The organism is ANME-2 cluster archaeon, from assembly GCA_014237145.1.
GTDB lineage: Archaea > Halobacteriota > Methanosarcinia > Methanosarcinales > Methanocomedenaceae > Methanocomedens_A.
Window position 1 is genome coordinate 18410 of the sequence record JAAXOC010000008.1, and the last position, 19821, is coordinate 38230.

Below are 19821 nucleotides of genomic sequence, written 5' to 3' on the forward strand. Positions count from 1 at the left end.
GCCTACCTGGATATTGTTTGTTTAAGTGCTTTTATTTTATCTCTAATAAATATAGCTTTTTCAAAATCAAGATCATCAGCTGCTTTCCTCATCCCAAGTTCTAGCTCGATTATCATATTTGGAATGTCTGTTTTAGGAATGTGTTTTGTATCTTTAACGTCAACTACTTTTTCTTTTATGGGCTTTACAATTGTAGTGGGAGTTATATTGTGCTTCTCATTAAACTCAAGCTGAATGTTTCTTCTTCGGTTTGTTTCTTCAAGTGCCTTTTTAATCGAATCTGTGAGATTATCTGCATATAAAACGACTTCTGAATTCAGATTCCTTGCCGCCCTTCCAATGATTTGAATGAGGCTTCGTGCATCACGTAAAAATCCTTCTTTATCTGCATCAAGAATACCAATAAAACCTACCTCTGGAATATCAAGTCCCTCTCTTAACAAATTGATACCAACTAGTACATCAAATTTTCCAAGTCTAAATTGTCGAATAATCTCTGTTCTCTCCAGAGTATCAATTTCAGAGTGGAGATATCTTGTTTTAATTTCTTTTTCTGCCAGATATTCACTAAGTTCTTCAGCAAGTCTTTTCGTAAGCGTAGTAACAATTACCCGATCTCCTCGTTTTACCGTTTTATTGATCTCATTTATTAGATCAGGCACTTGACCTTTGATTTTCCTCATTTCAACTTTTGGATCAACAAGTCCGGTTGGCCTGATTATTTGTTCTGCGATCCGGCCGGATATTTCAAGTTCATAATCACCAGGCGTTGCAGAAACAAAGATTGTATTTCGCATATATTCTTCAAATTCATTAAATGTAAGAGGTCTATTGTCATATGCACTGGGTAGTCTGAACCCATAATCAATAAGTGTTTTTTTTCTTGAATAATCACCACGATGCATCCCATGGATCTGGGGGATAGTACGATGACTTTCATCAATGAACATCAGAAAATCCTCAGGGAAATAATCAAGCAAACAAAAGGGTTTTTCACCACTTTTTCTCCGATCAAAATGCCGTGAATAATTTTCAATTCCCTTGCAAAAACCAGTTTCTTCAATCATTTCAATGTCATAAAGAGTTCTTTGTTTTAACCGGTGAGCTTCCAGCAGGTCAAGCTGTGGCAGCCGTTCTTCAAGCTCTTGTTTAATTGCCCTTATTGCCCGTTCTTTCTTTTCCTTTGCAATGACGAAATGTTTTGCAGGATATATAAAAAAATAATCTATAACCTCTGTTGTTTCACCTGTTACCTTATCGATTTCCTTTATCTTTTCAATTTCGTCACCAAACATCTCAATGCGAATGATATTGTCATAATATCCCGGTATGAGGTCAATCGTATCTCCCTTTACCCTGAACCTTCCTGATTTTAAATCAAAATCATTTCTCTCGTACTGCATGTCAACTAGTCTTCCAAGAATGTCATTTCTTGCTACTTGCTGATCCCTTCTTATTTCATAACCAAGCTTGGAATAATCATCCGGGTCTCCAACGCTGTAAATACATGAAACTGAAGCAACAACGATCACGTCCTCTCTGGAAAGCAACGACGCAGTTGCCGCAAGTCTCATCTGTTCAATCTTTGGATTTACGTCTGCATCCTTTGCAATATACTGATCTTTCCGGGGAATATATGATTCAGGCTGATAATAATCATAATAAGAAACAAAATACTCAACACGGTTTTCCGGAAAAAAATCTTTAAACTCACTATAAAGCTGCGCAGCAAGTGTTTTATTGTGGGTGAACACGAGTGTTGGCTTTTGCACCTTTTCTATAACACAGGCCATGGAAAATGTTTTACCACTCCCAGTAACCCCAAGCAGTGTTTGACATTGCTCACCACTTTTGAGTCCTTCCACAAGTTTGTCTATTGCTTCGGGTTGTGACCCTCCTGGCTTTAGATCGGTTATGAGTTTAAATTTGTTCACGATATCAGCTCTTTTTTACGAAGTAATCTATTATATTTAATTGCAAAGCGGTGTGCTTCGTCTCGTATTTCCTGAATTAAATGTAGAGCTTTTTCTGTTTGTGCAAGTTTCAGCGGATGAATCATTCCAGGAACATAAACCTCCTCAAACCGTTTGGCAATAGAGATTATTGGAATTTTTAAGTTAAGTTTTTCAAGTTCTTGCAGGGCAAAGTTTAGTTGCCCTCTTCCACCATCGATAATAATAAGATCTGGTAACTCTCCATCCTCATTTTTCAGTCGAGTGTATCTTCTTCCCACAACTTCAGCAATAGATGCAAAATCATCAATTCCTTCAACGGTTCGTATCCTGAATCTCCTGTAATTACTTTTATCTGGTTTTCCGTTTCTAAATTGGACCATAGAACCAACCGTTGATGTTCCGGATAAATGAGAGATATCAAAGCATTCAATAACTACGGGTGCCTCATGGAGTTTTAGTTTCAGTTTAAGTGCATCAACTTTATCCGTGTCAGCAAAGAACGTGATTTCGATATTTTTTTCAACTAGATCAAGAAGTTGTTTTTTTGCACCCCTCTGAGGGTTTGTAATTTTTACCTTTTTACCATTTTTTGTTTGCAGAAACAGATCAATTGATCCACTCATCTTCCCAGGAGTAATAATTTCCTTTGGAACCGGATTTTCTGAGTAATACTGAATGATAAATTCTTCTAAGAAATCATCATTGTAATCAAAAATGAATTCGTTTTTATTTGAAAGCAATCCTTTGTAGATGTTAAAAAGCATCAGATATACCTTTCCATCCCTTATTTTGTAGTTGATGATGTCTTCATCATACTGTTTTTGCCTTTGCATGTTTTGATGTTCGCTAAGTTTTTCTATTGCTGCTATTTCGTCTCTAATCTTAAGTGCTTGCTCAAACTGTGATTTTCCTGAATGAATTTTCATTTCTTTTTGCATTTGTTTTATTAGTTTATTTGCATTTCCAGATAGTACTAATTTTACCTTCTCTATTTTTTTATTATAATCTTCTTTGTTAATGAGACCAATGCATGGAGCGTCACAAAGATCTATATGATGCCTCAAACACGGTTTCTTGAGCATTTTCTTGCACGTTCTAAGAGCAAATGTTTTTCTTAAAAAATGAAGAATATAATCTCTTTCCTGGGCAGAAACAAAAGGCCCATAGAACTTTCCTTTTCCGGTTTTATTTCTCGCAAGAAGGACTCTTGGAAATTCCTCGTCAATTAGTTGAATGAATGCATAGCTTTTCGCATCTTTCAGGTCGATATTATATTTGGGTTGATGTTCTTTAACGAGAATATTTTCTAAAATAAACGCTTCAACTTCATTATCTGTTGCAATGTACTCAAGTGATTCAACACGTTCTATAAGACATTGGGTTTTTACATCCAGGTCATTTTTTTGAACATAGCTTTTAACTCGTTTTTTTAGGTTTTTTGCCTTGCCAACATAGATTATTTTATCATTTTTATCTTTAAAAAGATAGCACCCTGGTTCAGTCGGAAGGCCCTTTACATCAAACATTCTTCCTTCCCTTTAAAAAAAAGATAGGTCTTAGAATTTCACCAGTATAGCTTCGTTTGTTTTGTGATACTTCTTCAGGTGTTCCACAGGCAACAACCTCCCCGCCTAAATCTCCACCCTCCGGACCCAAATCAATTAGATAGTCGGCTGATTTTATGACTTCCGGATTATGTTCTATTACAACGACTGTGTTTCTTTTATCTACCAAATCATTGAGGACATCAATTAGTTTTTTTACATCATGAAAATGAAGTCCTGTTGTTGGTTCATCAAGTAGATAAATCGTTCTTCCAGTGCTTTTCTTTGAAAGTTCACGGGTTAGTTTAATTCGTTGGGCCTCTCCCCCGGAAAGAGTTGTGGAACCTTGACCAAGTTTGATGTAATCAAGTCCGACCTGTGAAAGTGTTTCAAGTTTTTTTCTGATAAATGGAATGTTTTGAAAATGGTCCAGTGCTTCTTCAACACTCATATCAAGAACGTCTGCAACTGTCTTCCCCCTATAGGTAACCTCAAGTGTTTCTCTGTTGTACCGTTTTCCTTTGCATTCTTCACACTCAATGTAGATGTCAGGCAAAAAATGCATTTCAATTTTTATTACCCCATCTCCACGACATGCCTCACACCTTCCACCTTTTACGTTAAATGAGAACCTCCCTGGCTTGTAACCTCTTCGTTTTGCTTCAGGTGTTTGTGCAAATATTTTTCTGATTTCATCAAACACTTTTGTATAGGTTGCCGGGTTGCTTCGGGGAGTCCTTCCTATCGGACTTTGATCGATCACAACCACCTTATCTATTTTATCATCAAACTCGATTGAATGGTGTTTTCCGGGAATTATCCTTGATTGATGGAGTTTTTTCATTAAGGCCTTGTATAATATCTCATAAATAAGAGTGGATTTTCCACTACCGGAAACACCAGTAATAAGTGTCAGGACACCGATTGGAATTTTTACATCCACATCTTTTAGATTGTGTTCACAGCACCCGTTAATATGAATGTAGCTGTCAGATCTTCTTCTTACCTCTGGCAGTTCGATTTGTAATTTTTTTGAAAGGTATTTTCCGGTAAGTGATGCGGGATGGTTTTCGATTTCTTCTGGTGTTCCTTCTGCTACTATCTCTCCCCCATGAAGTCCTGCCCCGGGGCCCATGTCAATAACATAATCTGCGTGCCGTATAGTCTCTTCATCATGCTCGACAACAATTAGCGTATTTCCAAGGTCTCTCAATCTATACAGAGTGTCAATTAATTTTTTATTATCACGTTGATGAAGTCCAATGGATGGTTCGTCAAGGATATATACAACACCCATGAGATTAGATCCGATTTGCGTTGCAAGTCTGATCCTTTGTGCTTCCCCACCAGAAAGAGTGCCTGTGCTTCTTGAAAGGGTTAAATAGTTAAGACCCACCCGATCAAGAAAATCCAACCTTGCTTTGATTTCTTTTAAAATTTGACGTGCAATTTCTTCCTGTTTTTTGTAAAGTATCAGGGTTTTGAAAAAAACAATGCATTGTTTTATTGACATGTCGGTAACGTCAATGATCGATCTATCTGCAATTTTCACAGAAAGAACCTTTGATTTTAGTCTCTTTCCACTGCAAGCAGGACAGGGAGAAATGATCATGAATTTTTCCAGTTCTTTTCTTCTGTAATCTGACTCCGTTTGTTTGTAGAGTCTTTCAGATTGAGGAATAAGTCCCTCCCACGCTCCTTTCCCAGACCATTGAGTGTCTCCGTTTTTTGCAGTCATGTTAAAACTGACTTTTTCCAAAGAGCCGTACATCAGCACATCGTATTGTTTCCTTGTCAAATCCTTAATGGGAGTTAATATGTCAAACCCAAAATGTTTTGCTACTCCCCCCAGATAATGTACGCGCCAGCCGTCCCTCATATTTTTATAAAGTGCAATAGCGCCATCTACAATACATTTTCCTTCATCCGGTATGATGAGATGTTCGCCAAATTCCATTTTAATTCCAAGACCATGGCATACTTCACAAGCGCCAAATGGGCTATTAAATGAAAACATTCTTGGCTGTAATTCTTCAAAATAAATTCCACACTTCGGGCAGGTCATCTTAGAAGAATATGTGTGTTCAACATCATTATCATCAAGAACGAGGATCAAACCATCAGACCTATTAATCGCATTCTCACATGCCTCGGCAAGTCTTGATCTGTCCCTTACATCTAATCGATCGACTACAATTTCTATGTCATGTTTTTTGTATCGCTCAAGTTGAATTTCTTCATCTGTCCTGTAGATAGTTTTGTTTACTCTTACTCTTGAGTACCCCTCTTCGTTTAAATCCTTGAAAATTTGCTCATAGGTTCCTTTTTTCTGGCGAACAATTGGCGAAAGGATGATTATCATCCCAGTAAGTTCTTTTGAGATATTTTTCGCAATTTTTTCAGGAGACTGTGATTCTATTATTATGCCATGTTCAGGGCAATATGGAACGCCGATTCTTGCAAACAGCAGTCTTAAATAATCATAGATTTCAGTAATCGTTCCAACGGTACTTCTTGGGTTTTTGCTTGTTGTTTTTTGTTCAATAGATATAGCTGGAGACAATCCTTCGATACTATCCACATCAGGTTTGCTCATTAGTCCCAGAAATTGCCGTGCATAAGAAGATAGTGATTCGACATATCGTCGATGTCCTTCTGCATAAATTGTGTCAAATGCAAGTGTTGACTTTCCTGAGCCGGAGATGCCAGTTATCACTGTCAGCTTATCGCGTGGGAGTTCAACGTTTATGTTTTTCAGATTGTGTTCCCGTGCTCCTTTAATTTTGATGTTTTTCAACTACTTCCCCCCTGAAAGCACAAAATATCCACTGATTTTATCTTTAATGTTTGATTTCCTTGATTGCTTTTTCTATTACATTCTGTAACTTATATTCAAGTCTTTCTGAAGAGCAAAACTACAGCCATAACCAATACTTCCATGATAGAGACTTGGAACCCATAAACTCTTTTTGCACCATTCCTTCAACTCAGCAAATTCCTGTCGCAATATCCTGCTGGTTCTTCCTTTGAATCTCTTTGCATTAAAACTTACGGAATATTTCGTAGGTATTTTTACATGCCAGCGGCAATTTTTCATGCAATAAAACGTGGTCTGAAAACAGGGTTATAAAAATATTTTAAAAGCCTCGGGGGGGATTTGAACCCCCGACCTAGTGATTACAAATCACTCGCTCTGCCGGGCTGAGCCACCAAGGCATTGTTTAGTCTAATAAAAGTGGACGCTTGAAGGTTATAATGGCACATAAAATCTTCGGTGTTCTGCCTCCAACATTGTATATGATTGCAATCCATATTTATATTTAATTGCGAAGTATTGTCGTTTGGGTTATTGTCAGCTATTGGGATACATTTTGGCTGGAATGTGATGTAGTATCATGTATTTTCCCTGCAGCCCAGGTTTATCGGTTTGCTGGATATAAAATATACATCTGAAAGTATTATCGCGGGAGGGACTCTGGGGCAGATGGAGGGACTTTTGGGGGAAGCGGTGCTAGTGGGTGGAATTGGCTAATTTTAATGATAAGATTCCAGCATATAAATTCATTTATTTAAATAAATTAAAATAAATATTGATAATTATTTAAAATCATGGGGGTCATTATCATAGATTTTGCAAAAGGCATATATACTAAAAATAATCAATATTCTCATTGAAAGAATGTGGGTGAAATTAACTTTCAAAATTCAGGAGTGAGCAATTTTGCTATGATACTTCTTTAAAATAGATAAATCTGTATATTGATTTAAAAATAAGGGAGAGAATTTTATGATTTTATGTGAATGTGGTGAGTTTATCGAGGGAGAAACATTTAAAGACTATATACCGACTTCAGCTAATCCATCTACGTCCACCATAGGACACAAAAAATGTGGGCTGATATTTGATTTTTTTGATAATAAAATGCCCAAGAGATATTCATCCAGAAAAGAACTGAAAAGTCTGGCTATGAAGTTTGCAGAGAAAAATAATCTTGATCAAAATACCCTTGGGAAATTCCTGTTAGAAGTTGATCGGTTGAAATCATTGGGGAAATTATCTGATGGTGATATACTATTGACTGCATATCGTAGATTGTAGAATTGGGCAGATATATGAACTGGTTGTGAGATTACCATAAAGAAGTAATTCTATGAAAGTTATTCCTGAATCCGAAGAGAATCCCAGTGAATTCCTCTTTATCGATGATATAACAGTCTATAATACCAATATTGAATATCTTCTTTATGAACTTCATAGAATTGATCTGATGATCCGTTTTTACTTAAAGAAATACAGGTTAGATCATCAGGGATATATGGATGATTTCCGGGGTTTATTCATATCAGAAGATGAAGTGAATGCAATTTTACAGACTCCTCTGTGTGAAATGAGATCTGATCCATATTCAGATTCAGAACTGGAGCATATTGAAACAATAACCAGGGAAATTTACCAAAAGAAAAATTATAGTATAAAGAAAGGAAAAGAACTGCGGCTTCACATTCTATCAGAACTCTTTCAACTTGATCCTTTTGAAATAGATATTATTTTAATCTGCCTGGCACCAGAGCTGGATCTACGATATGAAAAACTATATGCTTATCTTCAAAATGATCTAACAAAAAAGCGTCCGAGTGTTGATCTGGTGTTAAAACTCCTCTATCCTTCTATAGAAAAAAAGTTCAGAGCAAGGCAAAAATTCTCATATACTGGTACATTGATCAACAACCATCTCATTTATTTTACAGATGATAATCCGATGGACGAGGTTCCATTATTATCCCGTTCCTTGAAGGTAGATGAAAGGATCATTAGCTTTTTATTAGAATCAGATGCGATCGATCCTAAAATAAAAAATATTTGCACTTTAATTGAATCTGATAAGTATTTTTCGGATATTATAATCCCAGAGGATGAAAAAAATAAATTGATCGAGCTTTTACAGTACCATTCTCATGTTGAAGTTCCTTTGATAATACAATTACATGGACCTTATGGTACTGGAAAGAAACTAACGGCTGAAGCTGTTTGCACCGAATTAAGAATGTCCTTATTAGTAGTGGATTCAAAGGCTTTGATAAAGGATGAGTCTTTTGAAATACTGGATACCATAATCCGTGAAGCCCGATTACAACATTCATGTCTATATCTTGAAGGTTTTGATGCTCTGTTTATTGAAAAAGATACTGGAATAAATATAAGGAATTTGATTCTTAAACTAGATGATTTTCCAAATTTGATTTTTCTATCAAGTGAAGAAATGTGGGAACCACAAGTGGCTCTTGCAAAACACAGATATATAAATTTTAATATACCCCTTCCTTCTTTCACACACCGCAAACAGATATGGAGCTCATTTTTAGAAAGTTATTCTACAATAATAGATGATGCTGACATCAATGCACTTGCTACTAAGTTCAACTTCAGCGGTGGTCAGATAAAAGATACTATTTACACTGCAAATAATATTGCAAGATTAAGAAACCCGGATGTTTCCGGACTTTCTGTACATGACCTTTACGAGGGTGCAAAAGCTAGGTCTAACAAGAAGCTTGGTGAGTTAGCTAAAAAGATAATTCCTCTACATACCTGGGAGGATATTATACTGCCAGCAGATATAAAAGCGCAACTGAAAGAAATAAGGATATATATAAAGCATAAAGGAACGGTATATTCGGACTGGAAATTTGATAAAAAAATATCACTGGGAAAAGGTCTGAATGCCCTCTTCTCAGGACCATCCGGTACAGGCAAGACCATGGCTGCACAGATTATTGCCACGCAAGCCCAACTGGATATCTATAAGATCGACCTTTCCAGTGTAGTAAGTAAATATATTGGTGAAACAGAAAAAAACCTCAGTAAGATCTTTAAAGAAGCTGAGACCAGTAATGCAATCCTGTTTTTTGACGAGGCAGATGCCCTTTTTGGGAAACGTTCGGAAGTAAAAGATGCCCATGATAGGTATGCTAATATAGAAACCGGATATTTACTGCAGAAAATGGAAGAATATGAAGGTGTTGTGATACTTGCTACGAACCTTAGTAAAAATATTGATGATGCTTTTTTAAGAAGGATGCAGTTTATAGTAGAGTTTCCATTCCCTGATAAAACACTGAGAAAACAAATATGGATCAAGATATTTCCAGAGGAAGCACCGCTTAGTAATGACATAAATTTTGATTTTATCTCTGAGAAGCTGAAGCTTGCAGGAGGTAATATTAAAAATATAGCTATTGCATCGGCATTTTATGCTGCTGATAGGTCTGAAAGAATCAAAATGTCCCATATTATGCATGCAGCAAAACGGGAATATCAGAAAATGGGAAAAACCTTCTTAAAGGCAGATTTTACACCATATTATGAACTTATTGAGGCGGAATAAAATTAAATGGCAATCTTAAGGGACGTTGGAGAATCAGTAAAGGAATTACTTCATCAAAAAATATATGAACTTTCTGATGAAAATTCCATTCTATTTGATTCACCGGCAGATATTGAAGCTACCACTACTCCAAAGCTTTCAATGTTCCTGTACCAGATCGTTGAGAATAGCCATCTGCGAAATGTTGAACCAAAACCCATTGGCATAGATCAAATGCGTTACTCTCCTCTTGCCCTTGATCTATATTATATATTCACTCCTTTTGCCAATAATAGAGAAACAGAAGTCATAATCCTTGAGCGGATCATGCAGATTTTTTATGATAATGCTGTAATTAAGGATGATATGCTAACAGTAAGCCTAAAAGAAAGTGGAAATGATAAGATACGGGTTATTGCCAACAATCTATCTTTTGAAGAACTGAACAAACTCTGGGAACGGTTTCCTAATCAGGATTTCAAACTTTCAGTGTCTTATATATTTACACCTATAAAAATCCCCTCAGAGAAACCGGATATCAGGATCAAGCGTGTTATAGAAAAGGATATCGAAGTGTATACAAAGAAAAAATAAACAAAAGTAGGTTTTTTAATCAAATGGTTAAAACAATATTAACTCTGGCTGTAATGCCAAAGGATGATATATCTCCTGAGAAAAAAGTCATTGGAGATGTTTTTTTAAATACATCAATGATAACAAAACCTATCATAAAACATAGTACAGGATATTTTTTATTATTAAATTTTCCAAAAGTGAAGTTCATTCTCACAGTAGGTGGTGCATTTTACAAACAGGAAGATTTCAGTATAGATTTTACATCGATCGATCGTGAACACCCATTCATTGATCTTTTTCTACAACCAAAAGCCAACTATCCTTTTCCGGAAGGAATGACAATTATAAAAGGTAAGATCATTGATTCTAAATATATGCCAGTTCCCAATGCTTCTATAAAAGTCAAGGGAGCTGTGTCGGATAATATTTCCCAAGAGGATGGTAGTTTTTTCATCCGGTTTAATACCAAACATAAAGCTAAAAAATCAACACTCAATATTGTTAAGGATGGGTATAAACCAAAGAAACTAACAGTTTCATTAATAATTGGTAAGACTATACAAGCACAGACAATACAATTAACTTAAAATTAGATATGGGAGTGTATAACGTGTAATTGCAAAACTATTGAATCATAATTGCTAATCAATTCACAAAGTATATAATAATTTTCAAAATATGTCTTTTTATGTTTTTTGGATAATCTGAAAAATTATGCCGAATGTTTTATTAATCATTCCAATAGTATCTAAGGTATAATTTGAATATCGAAAATGCTCACTTCGTTCATATTTTCTAATCTTCAGCTTCTTCAAAGCTTCAGTCAAGAAAATCTGAGTGCTAGCGAGGATTTTGTTCTGCATTAGAATTAATTTTTAGATAGGGTGGTGTTATGGTTGTAATTCGAAATAAATTAGACCAGAAAATAATAATAAATTTGAATGAAAGTAAAAGTATCTTTTTATTATCAAAAGGTACAGCAGATGTATCAGATGAAGAATATTCATCAAGACATCTTCAAAAACTAATTGCAAAAGGGGCTATCATTAAAAGTCATCATGATAAGAAACCTGATGCTGGACCGATAATAACAGATGAATCGGTAATAACAGATGAATCGGTAATATCAGATGAATCGGTAATATCAGATGAATCGGTAATATCAGATGAACCGACAATAACAGATGAATCGGTAATAACAGATGAATCGGTAATATCAGATGAACCGACAATAACAGATGAATCGGTAATAACAGATGAAACAGTCAGTGAGAAAAAATTAAATAATTTGGAGGGATAATATGAGTCAATATCTATCGCCAGGAGTCTATGTTGAGGAAAAGTCCTCAGGAGTAAAGCCAATTGAAGGAGTAGGTACTTCAACTGGTGCTTTTGTAGGAATCACCGAAAAGGGACCAATAGGTAAAGCAGAGCTGATAGCAAACTGGACACAGTTTGTTAATAAATTCGGAGGTTATATTGCCAATGGAAATATGGCATATGCAGTGAATCAATTTTTCAATGAAGGAGGAACAAGATGCTATGTTGTTCGAACCTGCCATTATTCGGATATACAGGATCTGAATACAAAAGCGTCTTCACCTTCAGCCGGGACATTAACAGACAGCAGTAATGAACCCGCACTAAGGGTTTTGGCATCATCTGATGGGGAATGGGGTGATGAAATATCAATTGACGTTGAAGCCGCCACTGATCCTGAACTTGAAGAAAACGGATTCAAACTGATCGTCAAATATAATGATATTGAAATAGAAGCAATTGATGACCTTACCATAAACAATGTAGAAGATAAGATCAATAATAATGATTTATCTTATATCAGAGTTGAAAAGGATGACTGGGATGAAGGAAGTCCTCCTAATAGCGTTGCAGGTTCGGGAAATAAACCACGTATTGACCAACCAATTACTCTTCAAGAAGGTGATGATGGTATAAATGATCTGAAATCTACGGATTTTATTGGTGATGAAAGTGCACAGAACGGCCTTTATGCATTTGATGTGATCGATGATATTAACATAGTAGCTATTCCTGATATGGCAGGAGAAAGAGGGGTAATGCTGGCAGGACTAAATTACTGCCAGGTCAGAGGTGACTGCTTCTTTGTTGCTGATCCTCCTTCTGATTTAAGCCCAATGGAAATACTCGATTTCAAGAAAGGAACTGGTGATTATAGAGGAAATGCATTTAATTCCTCATATGGAGCACTGTATTATCCATGGATTAAAATCACCGACCCGGCAACAGGAAGGATAAAAACCGTACCTCCATCCGGAGCTGTTGCAGGTACGTATGCTAAGACCGACACAGTCAGAGGAGTCCATAAAGCACCTGCTGGTATTGTAGAAGGTTATCTTGATACTGTTACTGGTATTGAAAAGATAATCACGAAAAGTGAACATGACGGATTGAACCCTACGGGAATAAATGTGATCCGCTCCTTCCCGTCATCAGGAATCTGCATCTGGGGTGCAAGAACTCTCTCCGCCGATCCTGAATGGAAATATATCAACATCAGACGGCTATTTATTTTCCTTGAAGAATCCATTGACAAAGCTACTCAATGGGTAGTTTTTGAGCCGAACACTCCTTCTCTGTGGGGATCTGTAAAAAGGAATATTACAGCATTCCTTTTAAGGGTCTGGAGAGATGGTGCTTTATTCGGAAATACTCCTGAAGAGGCTTTTTATGTTAAGGTTGATGAAGAGAATAATCCGACTGAAGTCAGAGATGCAGGACAGCTTATCATAGAGATTGGAGTAGCACCTGTAAAACCGGCTGAGTTCGTAATAATCAGGATCAGCCAGAAAACGTTGACAAAGTAATGTGAATTAATACCACAAAGGAGATAATAATATGACAGGAGAAAGAGACGATCCATATAGGAATTTCAGGTTCAGAGTAGAGATCGATGGCATTGATGCAGCAGGTTTTGCAGATGCCACTATCCCCGATTCAACCACAGATGTAACTGATTATAGAGAAGGTACAGATCAACCGTTCCAAAGAAAATTATCAGGACTTACCAAATATGGAAATATAACGCTTAAAAAGGGGCTGACTGATTCAATGGAGCTTTATAACTGGAAAAAGCTTGTTGAAGATTCCGGCGCTATAACAGCAAGAAAAAGCATCTCATTGATTTTGATCGATGAGGAAGGGAATGATAAGGCACAGTGGGATATTAACGAAGCATGGCCAACCAAATATGATTCATCTGATTTCAGTGCAAAAGCGAATGAGGTGGTCATCGAAACATTTGAAATAGTACATGAAGGAGTCAAACGAGTGAAGTAATGCTTAATTAAGAGGAAGTAAAATGGGAATCTTACAGACAGAATATGATTTTACCTTACCTATGGGATTTGCGGATGAAGACGGCACACTTCATAAAGAAGGGAAGATGAGACTTGCTACCGCGGCTGATGAGATACTGCCTATGAAAGATCCAAGGGTGCAGAATAATCCGGCATATTTGACTGTAATCCTTTTTTCCAGAGTAATTACCAGTCTGGGAGATTTGAAGATGGTAAATCCAAGGATTATTGAAGGACTCTTTACAGTGGATTTTGCATACCTTCAGGATATGTACAACAGGATCAATCAAAACGGTTCGAATACTATCAAAGCGGTATGCCCTAAATGTGAGCATGAGTTTGATATAGAGGCAACCTCGTCGGGGGAATTATAGGCTACCCACTCGATAATGTATATGAGGAGGTAGCCTTTTTGGCATATCACCTCCACTGGGATTATGAGACCATTATAAATATGGAACATAATGAGCGTAAGCAGTGGTGTGAAGAGGTTAGTAAAATAAATAAGAAAATGAATTCAAATAAAACAAAAAGTCTTTTGGATGTATAGGGAAAGCTATGTCGCAAACAGGAAAAAGATCAGACCCTTATAGTGCCTATAGATTTAAAGTGGAAATAGAAGGTATTATTGCGGCCGGATTTACCGATGTTTCAGGTTTAACAATTGAGACTGAAGTTGAAACTATAAAAGAAGGAGGAGTCAATAACTACGAATATAAACTCCCAAAATTTACAAAATACAGTAACATTACATTGAAGCGTGGACTTATGGATTGGGAATTATGGGGCTGGTATCAGACTGTAATATCCGGCAAATTCGAAAGAAAGAGTGGGACAATTTATCTATTTGATCACTCCGGAAATGAAATCCTGGACTACTATCATTTCTTTGAAGCGTATCCTATCAAATGGGAAGGACCTACATTCAATGCTAAAAATAGTACTGTTGCAAGTGAGACATTGATACTAGCTCATCACCTTTTATTATAGCAATAAAATGAATAGATACAATATATTTGTTAAGATTTTACAGGATAGAATATCAAAGCCGCCTGTTGGAATTGACGGTTTTGCTTTTTCTAAAAATATAGTTCGCAGATATGGTATTTTCAGAAATTCAGGCCGACTGCCTTCATTGATATTCCTCAGGTTATTTGGTAATAGAAGCGTTAATAAGAAAATTAATTTAAATAATCAAATATTTATTAATAATTCTATCAAATCTTTTAATATACAGTATCCGGAAGTATTCAGGCAATATTGTTCATATTTTCCAATTGCAGATATAAATATATCTCAGGAAAAAGCAAATATTTCAATTTCGGAGCAAGGCGGGATTGTTAATAATATTATTAAAAATACTATATCACATGAACACATAACTAATAAGTATTATGAAACTGGAGATGCCAGGTCATTTCCTATCTCAAGCACGACAATTAGAGCACCAGGAATTACTGTAAATTCAATAAATCCTATAGTTAGTAATTATTTACAGAGATTTATTAATATTAAAAATACAGGTCCTACATTTAATAAACCGATTTATCCGGAAGTACAGTATTTTGCTTATGATGACCATTTTTTAAAATTGTTGCAAATAATTAAACAAAAAAGACCTATTGCAGATAAAAATATATCTCAAGAAACAGCAAATATTTCAATTCCAAAGCAAGGCGGGATTGTTAATACTAATACTAATATTAATAATACTATATCACATGAACATATTACTAATAGGTATTATGAGACTGGAGATGCCAGGTCATTTCCTATCTCAAGCACGACAATTAGAGCACCAGGAATTACTGTAAATTCAATCAATCCCATAGTTGGTAATTATTTACAGAGATTCATCAATATTATAAAAACAGGTTCTAAATTTAATAAACCGATTTATCCGGAAATACAGTATTTTACTAATGAAAAACATCTTTTTAGATTATTACAAATAATTAAAAAAAACAAATCAATTGCAGATAAAAACATAACTCAAGCATCAGGAATTACTGTAAATTCAATAAATCCTATAGTTAGTAATTATTTACAGAGATTCATCAATATTACAAAAACAAGTTTTAAATTTAATAAACAGACTTATCCGGAAATACAGTATTTTACTAATGAAAACCATGTTTTTAGATTATTAAAAATAATTAAAAAAAACAGATCAATTGCAGATAAAAACACATCTCAAGCAACAGCAAATATTTCAATTCCAAAGCAAGGCAGGATTGTTAATAATAATATAAATAATACTATACCACATGAATACATAACTAACAAGTATTATGAGACTGGAGACTACATATCATTTCCCATCTCAAGCACGACAGTTAGAGCATCAGGAATTACTGTAAATTCAATAAATCCTATAGTTAGCAATTATTTACAGAGATTCATCAATATTAGAAATACAGGTCCTGAATTTAATAAACCGATTTATCCGGAAATACAGTATTTTACTAATGAAAAACATCTTTTTGAATTATTACAAATAATTGAAAAAAACAGACCAATTATATACAAAAATATATCTCAGAAAACTGCAAATATTTCAATTCCAAAGCAAAGCGGGATTATTAATAACAATAATATTAATAGTACTATACCACATAAATACATAACTATTAAGCATTATGAGACTGGAGATGACATATCATTTCCCATCTCAACCTCGACAGTTAAAGCATCAGGAATTACTGTAAATTCAATTAATCTTATAGTTATTAATTATTTACAGAGATTTATCAATATTAGAAATACAGGTTCTACATTTAATAAACCGATTTATCCGGAAATGCAGTATTTTGCTAATGAAAATCATCTTTTTAGATTATTACAAATAATTAAACAAAACAGATCAATTGCAGATAAAAACACATCTCAAGAAACAGCAAATATTTCAATTCCAAAGCAAGGCAGGATTGTTAATAATACTAATAATACTAATATTAAATATACCATACCACATGAATACATAACTAATAAGTATTATGGAACTGGAGACGACATATCATTTCCCACCTCAAACACGACAGTTAGAGCATCAGGAATTACTGTAAATTCAATAAATCCTATAGTTAGTAATTATTTACAGAGCTTTATCAATATTAGAAATACAGATTCTAAATTTAATAATCCGATTTATCCGGAAATACAGTATTTTACTAATGAAAAACATCTTTTTAAATTATTACAAATAATTAAAAAAAATAGATTTATTGAAGATGAGAATGTATCTAAAGAAACAGCAAATATTTCAAACTCACAGCAAAGTAGAATTGTTGACGATACTGGACTTTATTATCATATAATTAAAAAAAATTCTAAGATCACCAATCATTTTCAAGAAATTAATAGTGATAATAATATAAGTCCAAGAGTCATTCATCCCCTTATATATGGATTACATCCTTCTTTTAATGAAGAGGAACAAATTCATAAAAAGATTTTTCCAATACAAGATGTTGATCTCATATATGCCAGCGAACCTGTTCTCAATATACCCACTTCACAAAATGCAAATAATGTTCAGGAAAAAATTGAAAAAATACCTGATAGAAGTATAAATTCAACAAGAATAAATGAAAGCCTGATAAAAGAATCCTCGCAGCACAGATCAGTTCATGAAATTCACATGATTGCCGATAAGGTATACAAGATAATCGAGAAAAAGATATCAATAGAAAAGGACAGGAGAGGTTTATTCTAATGGTAGAAAAAGCTCAAATTAAAATACTTGATGATACTGGTGACGAAACAGAAATAATAGATGTTATGTTTAATCCCGAGGATTATACGGTTTCAATCATTGGTAGAGTTAATCCTGATGAAGGACAGGAATCAAGCCCTTCCTTTAATAAGGTAGACATTGTAGATTTCATTGTCAAATCATTTTTTGATACATATGAAACACAATCTGATGTAAGAGAAAAAACCAATAAAATTGCTAAACTATTAATGCCTGCTGTTGAAGGACCGGATCGAAATAGGCCTCCTATTTGCCTTTTTGTCTGGGGAAAGTTTACGTATAAAGGAATAATCCATAAACTTGATCAGAAATTTACAATGTTCCTTGAAACAGGGATACCTGTTAGAGCAGAACTAACCTTTACCTTCAAATCTGTTGCTACTCCACAGGAGTATGCAGAGTATATGGGGATTGAAGCCTGCAGGAAAGTGTGGACAATAAAAAGCAGTGATAGGCTTGATCTCATTGCTCATAAGGCACTAAAAAATGCAGCTTTATGGAGAAAGATAGCTGATGAAAATAATATTGATGACCCTATTGCATTTCCTCAGACGCATGACATTGGAAAAACATTAGTAATACCTGATTAAGGAGTCCTGCCTGATGGAAGGTAATATTATAAATGTTGCCAGTTTCAAGCTGCTCTTTGATGGAAATGAGCTTTCTGATGAACTGCTGATGGCTGTTAAAGAGGTTACGTTTGAGGATGAGATCAATCTGCCGGCAATGTTTGTTATTAAGCTGAATATTGTTAATTTCATGCAGGGAACATGGAAGGGGATTGATCTTGAAAGCTTCAAGCCGGGAGATAGTGTCAAGCTCTCTATGGGTATGGACAGTGCAGTGGAAATAATGACAGGTGAGATCACAGCACTTGATCTGACATTTTCCGATACTGCTTTTTTAGAGATAAGAGGTTATGATAAACTTCATAGATTAAGATTCGGGACAATGCGGCGTTCTTTTACAGATATGAAAGACAGCGATATCGCTTCATCCATTGCTTCGGAAGTAGGTCTGACCCCTGAAGTTGAAGATTCCCAAAAAACACACCTTTATATTTTCCAGAATGACCAGAGCAATTACGAATTCTTGCTTGAACGCGGAAAGCGTATTGGCTTTGAGATGCTTGTAAATAATGATACATTTATCTTTCGAAAATCACAGGAAGATAAAACACCTGAATTAACTCTTGAGTATGGTGTGGATCTTGATAGCTTTTCAGTACAGATTAAAACACTGACAGAAGGAAGCCAGATTGAAGTAAGGGGCTGGGACATCAAGAAAAAAGAAGAGATAATATCTACTGTTTCAAGCGGAAGTGAGAATACTAAAATGGCAGGTGAGGAATCAGGTTATTATTTTTCAGAAAGTGTTTTTGGTTCATCTTCGGTTTGCATTGTAGATGATATGATCACTGATACTGATGAAGCGCAGAATATTGCAAAAGCAAAATATAACCTTATGCTTAAAGAGTTCATATCCGGTGAGGGGGAATGTATGGGGAATCCTTTGATTAGAGCAGGCATAACTGTCGAGATCAAAGGGTTCGGAGAACGGATCAGCGGAATATATTATGTGATCTCTACAGTACATTCAATCAAAGAAGGAGTATATACAACAACCTTTAAAGTGAGGAGAACCGGCATATGAGTATTACTGATATCTTAGAGCAGAAAAAAAGATCAGATTCAAGAATATATGGTGTTGTAGTCGGGATTGTTACTAATAATAAAGATACTGAAAAACTTGGACGCATAAAGGTCAAGATCCCCCGTTTAAGTGGTGAGGATGAATCGAACTGGGCAAGAGTAACATCTTTTATGGCAGGAAAAGAGAGAGGTGCATTTTTCTTACCGGAAGTTGATGATGAGGTGTTAGTGGCTTTTGAATATGGTGATATTAACATGCCGTATGTCATCGGATCATTGTGGAATGGAAAGGATGTACCTCCTGAAAATAACAGCGATGGAAAGAATAACATAAGAGTGATCCGCTCCAGGAGCGGGCATGTGATAACACTTGATGATAGTGATGGATCAGAACAGATAAAGATCATGGATAAAACCGAAAAAAATATGATAATCATAGATACAAAGAATAATACGATCTCTATCAAGTCTGATAAAGACATCGAATTATCAGCACCCAATGGAAAGGTAACAATAGAAGCAATGGATATTGAGACTAAATCAACTGCATCTACCAAGATCGAGGCTACTTCCAGTGTGGATGTTAAAGCATCAGGCAATCTGAACATTAAAGGGGCAATGGTGAATATTAATTAAT

The 19821-nt window shown here is 35.3% G+C and carries 18 protein-coding genes and 1 tRNA gene; 14 read left to right on the top strand and 5 right to left on the bottom strand.

The features are described 5' to 3' along the window. Positions 1-2: 2 nt before the first annotated feature. The 5 genes from uvrB to HF974_01365 all read right to left on the bottom strand — a co-directional run bounded on the left by uvrB (position 3) and on the right by HF974_01365 (position 6715). Positions 3-1937, bottom strand: a complete 1935-nt coding sequence (gene uvrB, locus HF974_01345; protein ID MBC2696989.1) for an excinuclease ABC subunit UvrB — start codon at positions 1935-1937, stop codon at positions 3-5. Further along, complete coding sequence (locus tag HF974_01350) at positions 1931-3481, bottom strand: excinuclease ABC subunit C (GenBank protein MBC2696990.1); 1551 nt, start codon at positions 3479-3481, stop codon at positions 1931-1933. The genes uvrB and HF974_01350 overlap by 7 nt, the downstream gene beginning before the upstream one ends. Beyond that, positions 3474-6296: an excinuclease ABC subunit UvrA gene (gene uvrA, locus HF974_01355; GenBank protein MBC2696991.1), complete on the bottom strand. Its 2823-nt coding sequence runs from the start codon at positions 6294-6296 to the stop codon at positions 3474-3476. Before uvrA ends, HF974_01350 begins: the two co-directional genes overlap by 8 nt. A gap of 75 nt (positions 6297-6371) precedes the next feature. Beyond that, positions 6372-6596, bottom strand: coding sequence for a hypothetical protein (locus HF974_01360; protein MBC2696992.1), 225 nt, complete (start codon positions 6594-6596; stop codon positions 6372-6374). Positions 6597-6641: 45 nt separating this feature from the next. Continuing rightward, positions 6642-6715: transfer RNA gene (locus HF974_01365), tRNA-Thr, on the bottom strand. Positions 6716-7286: 571 nt separating this feature from the next. Here HF974_01365 and HF974_01370 point away from each other — a divergent pair. From HF974_01370 to HF974_01435, 14 genes are all read left to right on the top strand, one after another. Further along, positions 7287-7598 (top strand): hypothetical protein, encoded by a 312-nt coding sequence (locus tag HF974_01370; GenBank protein ID MBC2696993.1) that lies wholly within the window; start codon positions 7287-7289, stop codon positions 7596-7598. 52 nt (positions 7599-7650) lie between these two features. Continuing rightward, on the top strand, positions 7651-9885 hold the full coding sequence (locus tag HF974_01375; GenBank protein ID MBC2696994.1) for an ATP-binding protein: 2235 nt from the start codon (positions 7651-7653) through the stop codon (positions 9883-9885). A gap of 6 nt (positions 9886-9891) precedes the next feature. Further along, entirely contained in the window at positions 9892-10458 is a 567-nt protein-coding gene (locus HF974_01380; GenBank protein ID MBC2696995.1) for a DUF4255 domain-containing protein, read from the top strand. A 23-nt stretch (positions 10459-10481) separates the two neighbouring features. After that, a complete protein-coding gene (locus HF974_01385) occupies positions 10482-11027 on the top strand; it encodes a hypothetical protein (GenBank protein MBC2696996.1) in 546 nt (181 codons plus the stop codon). Positions 11028-11332: 305 nt separating this feature from the next. Continuing rightward, positions 11333-11740: a hypothetical protein gene (locus HF974_01390; protein MBC2696997.1), complete on the top strand. Its 408-nt coding sequence runs from the start codon at positions 11333-11335 to the stop codon at positions 11738-11740. A 1-nt stretch (position 11741) separates the two neighbouring features. Further along, entirely contained in the window at positions 11742-13286 is a 1545-nt protein-coding gene (locus HF974_01395; GenBank protein ID MBC2696998.1) for a phage tail sheath family protein, read from the top strand. Between the two features lie 31 nt (positions 13287-13317). Beyond that, positions 13318-13758 carry a phage tail protein gene (locus HF974_01400; GenBank protein MBC2696999.1) on the top strand — a complete coding sequence of 147 codons (441 nt, stop codon included), beginning with the start codon at positions 13318-13320 and terminating at the stop codon, positions 13756-13758. 22 nt (positions 13759-13780) lie between these two features. After that, a complete protein-coding gene (locus tag HF974_01405; GenBank protein ID MBC2697000.1) occupies positions 13781-14152 on the top strand; it encodes a hypothetical protein in 372 nt (123 codons plus the stop codon). Beyond that, entirely contained in the window at positions 14146-14328 is a 183-nt protein-coding gene (locus tag HF974_01410) for a hypothetical protein (GenBank protein ID MBC2697001.1), read from the top strand. The genes HF974_01405 and HF974_01410 overlap by 7 nt, the downstream gene beginning before the upstream one ends. Before the next feature lie 8 nt (positions 14329-14336). After that, positions 14337-14768, top strand: a complete 432-nt coding sequence (locus HF974_01415) for a phage tail protein (GenBank protein MBC2697002.1) — start codon at positions 14337-14339, stop codon at positions 14766-14768. Positions 14769-14775: 7 nt separating this feature from the next. Then, positions 14776-17493: a hypothetical protein gene (locus tag HF974_01420; protein MBC2697003.1), complete on the top strand. Its 2718-nt coding sequence runs from the start codon at positions 14776-14778 to the stop codon at positions 17491-17493. Beyond that, positions 17493-18122, top strand: a complete 630-nt coding sequence (locus HF974_01425; protein MBC2697004.1) for a peptidoglycan-binding protein LysM — start codon at positions 17493-17495, stop codon at positions 18120-18122. Before HF974_01420 ends, HF974_01425 begins: the two co-directional genes overlap by 1 nt. Positions 18123-18147: 25 nt before the next feature. After that, the gene (locus HF974_01430; GenBank protein ID MBC2697005.1) at positions 18148-19185 is read left to right on the top strand and encodes a phage late control D family protein; all 1038 of its coding nucleotides are present in this window, start codon (positions 18148-18150) and stop codon (positions 19183-19185) included. Then, complete coding sequence (locus HF974_01435; GenBank protein MBC2697006.1) at positions 19182-19820, top strand: phage tail protein; 639 nt, start codon at positions 19182-19184, stop codon at positions 19818-19820. Before HF974_01430 ends, HF974_01435 begins: the two co-directional genes overlap by 4 nt. Position 19821: the final 1 nt, after the last annotated feature.

What these genes read in the sequence shown, in the direction of transcription:
- HF974_01380 (MBC2696995.1), top strand. Translation starts at nt 9,892, where the DNA reads ATGGCAATCTTAAGGGACGTTGGAGAATCAGTAAAGGAATTACTTCAT.
- HF974_01375 (MBC2696994.1), top strand. Translation starts at nt 7,651, where the DNA reads ATGAAAGTTATTCCTGAATCCGAAGAGAATCCCAGTGAATTCCTCTTT.
- HF974_01395 (MBC2696998.1), top strand. Translation starts at nt 11,742, where the DNA reads ATGAGTCAATATCTATCGCCAGGAGTCTATGTTGAGGAAAAGTCCTCA.
- HF974_01390 (MBC2696997.1), top strand. Translation starts at nt 11,333, where the DNA reads ATGGTTGTAATTCGAAATAAATTAGACCAGAAAATAATAATAAATTTG.
- HF974_01370 (MBC2696993.1), top strand. Translation starts at nt 7,287, where the DNA reads ATGATTTTATGTGAATGTGGTGAGTTTATCGAGGGAGAAACATTTAAA.
- HF974_01385 (MBC2696996.1), top strand. Translation starts at nt 10,482, where the DNA reads ATGGTTAAAACAATATTAACTCTGGCTGTAATGCCAAAGGATGATATA.
- HF974_01420 (MBC2697003.1), top strand. Translation starts at nt 14,776, where the DNA reads ATGAATAGATACAATATATTTGTTAAGATTTTACAGGATAGAATATCA.
- HF974_01415 (MBC2697002.1), top strand. Translation starts at nt 14,337, where the DNA reads ATGTCGCAAACAGGAAAAAGATCAGACCCTTATAGTGCCTATAGATTT.
- HF974_01350 (MBC2696990.1), bottom strand. Translation starts at nt 3,481, where the DNA reads ATGTTTGATGTAAAGGGCCTTCCGACTGAACCAGGGTGCTATCTTTTT.
- HF974_01425 (MBC2697004.1), top strand. Translation starts at nt 17,493, where the DNA reads ATGGTAGAAAAAGCTCAAATTAAAATACTTGATGATACTGGTGACGAA.
- HF974_01400 (MBC2696999.1), top strand. Translation starts at nt 13,318, where the DNA reads ATGACAGGAGAAAGAGACGATCCATATAGGAATTTCAGGTTCAGAGTA.
- HF974_01435 (MBC2697006.1), top strand. Translation starts at nt 19,182, where the DNA reads ATGAGTATTACTGATATCTTAGAGCAGAAAAAAAGATCAGATTCAAGA.
- HF974_01360 (MBC2696992.1), bottom strand. Translation starts at nt 6,596, where the DNA reads ATGAAAAATTGCCGCTGGCATGTAAAAATACCTACGAAATATTCCGTA.
- HF974_01405 (MBC2697000.1), top strand. Translation starts at nt 13,781, where the DNA reads ATGGGAATCTTACAGACAGAATATGATTTTACCTTACCTATGGGATTT.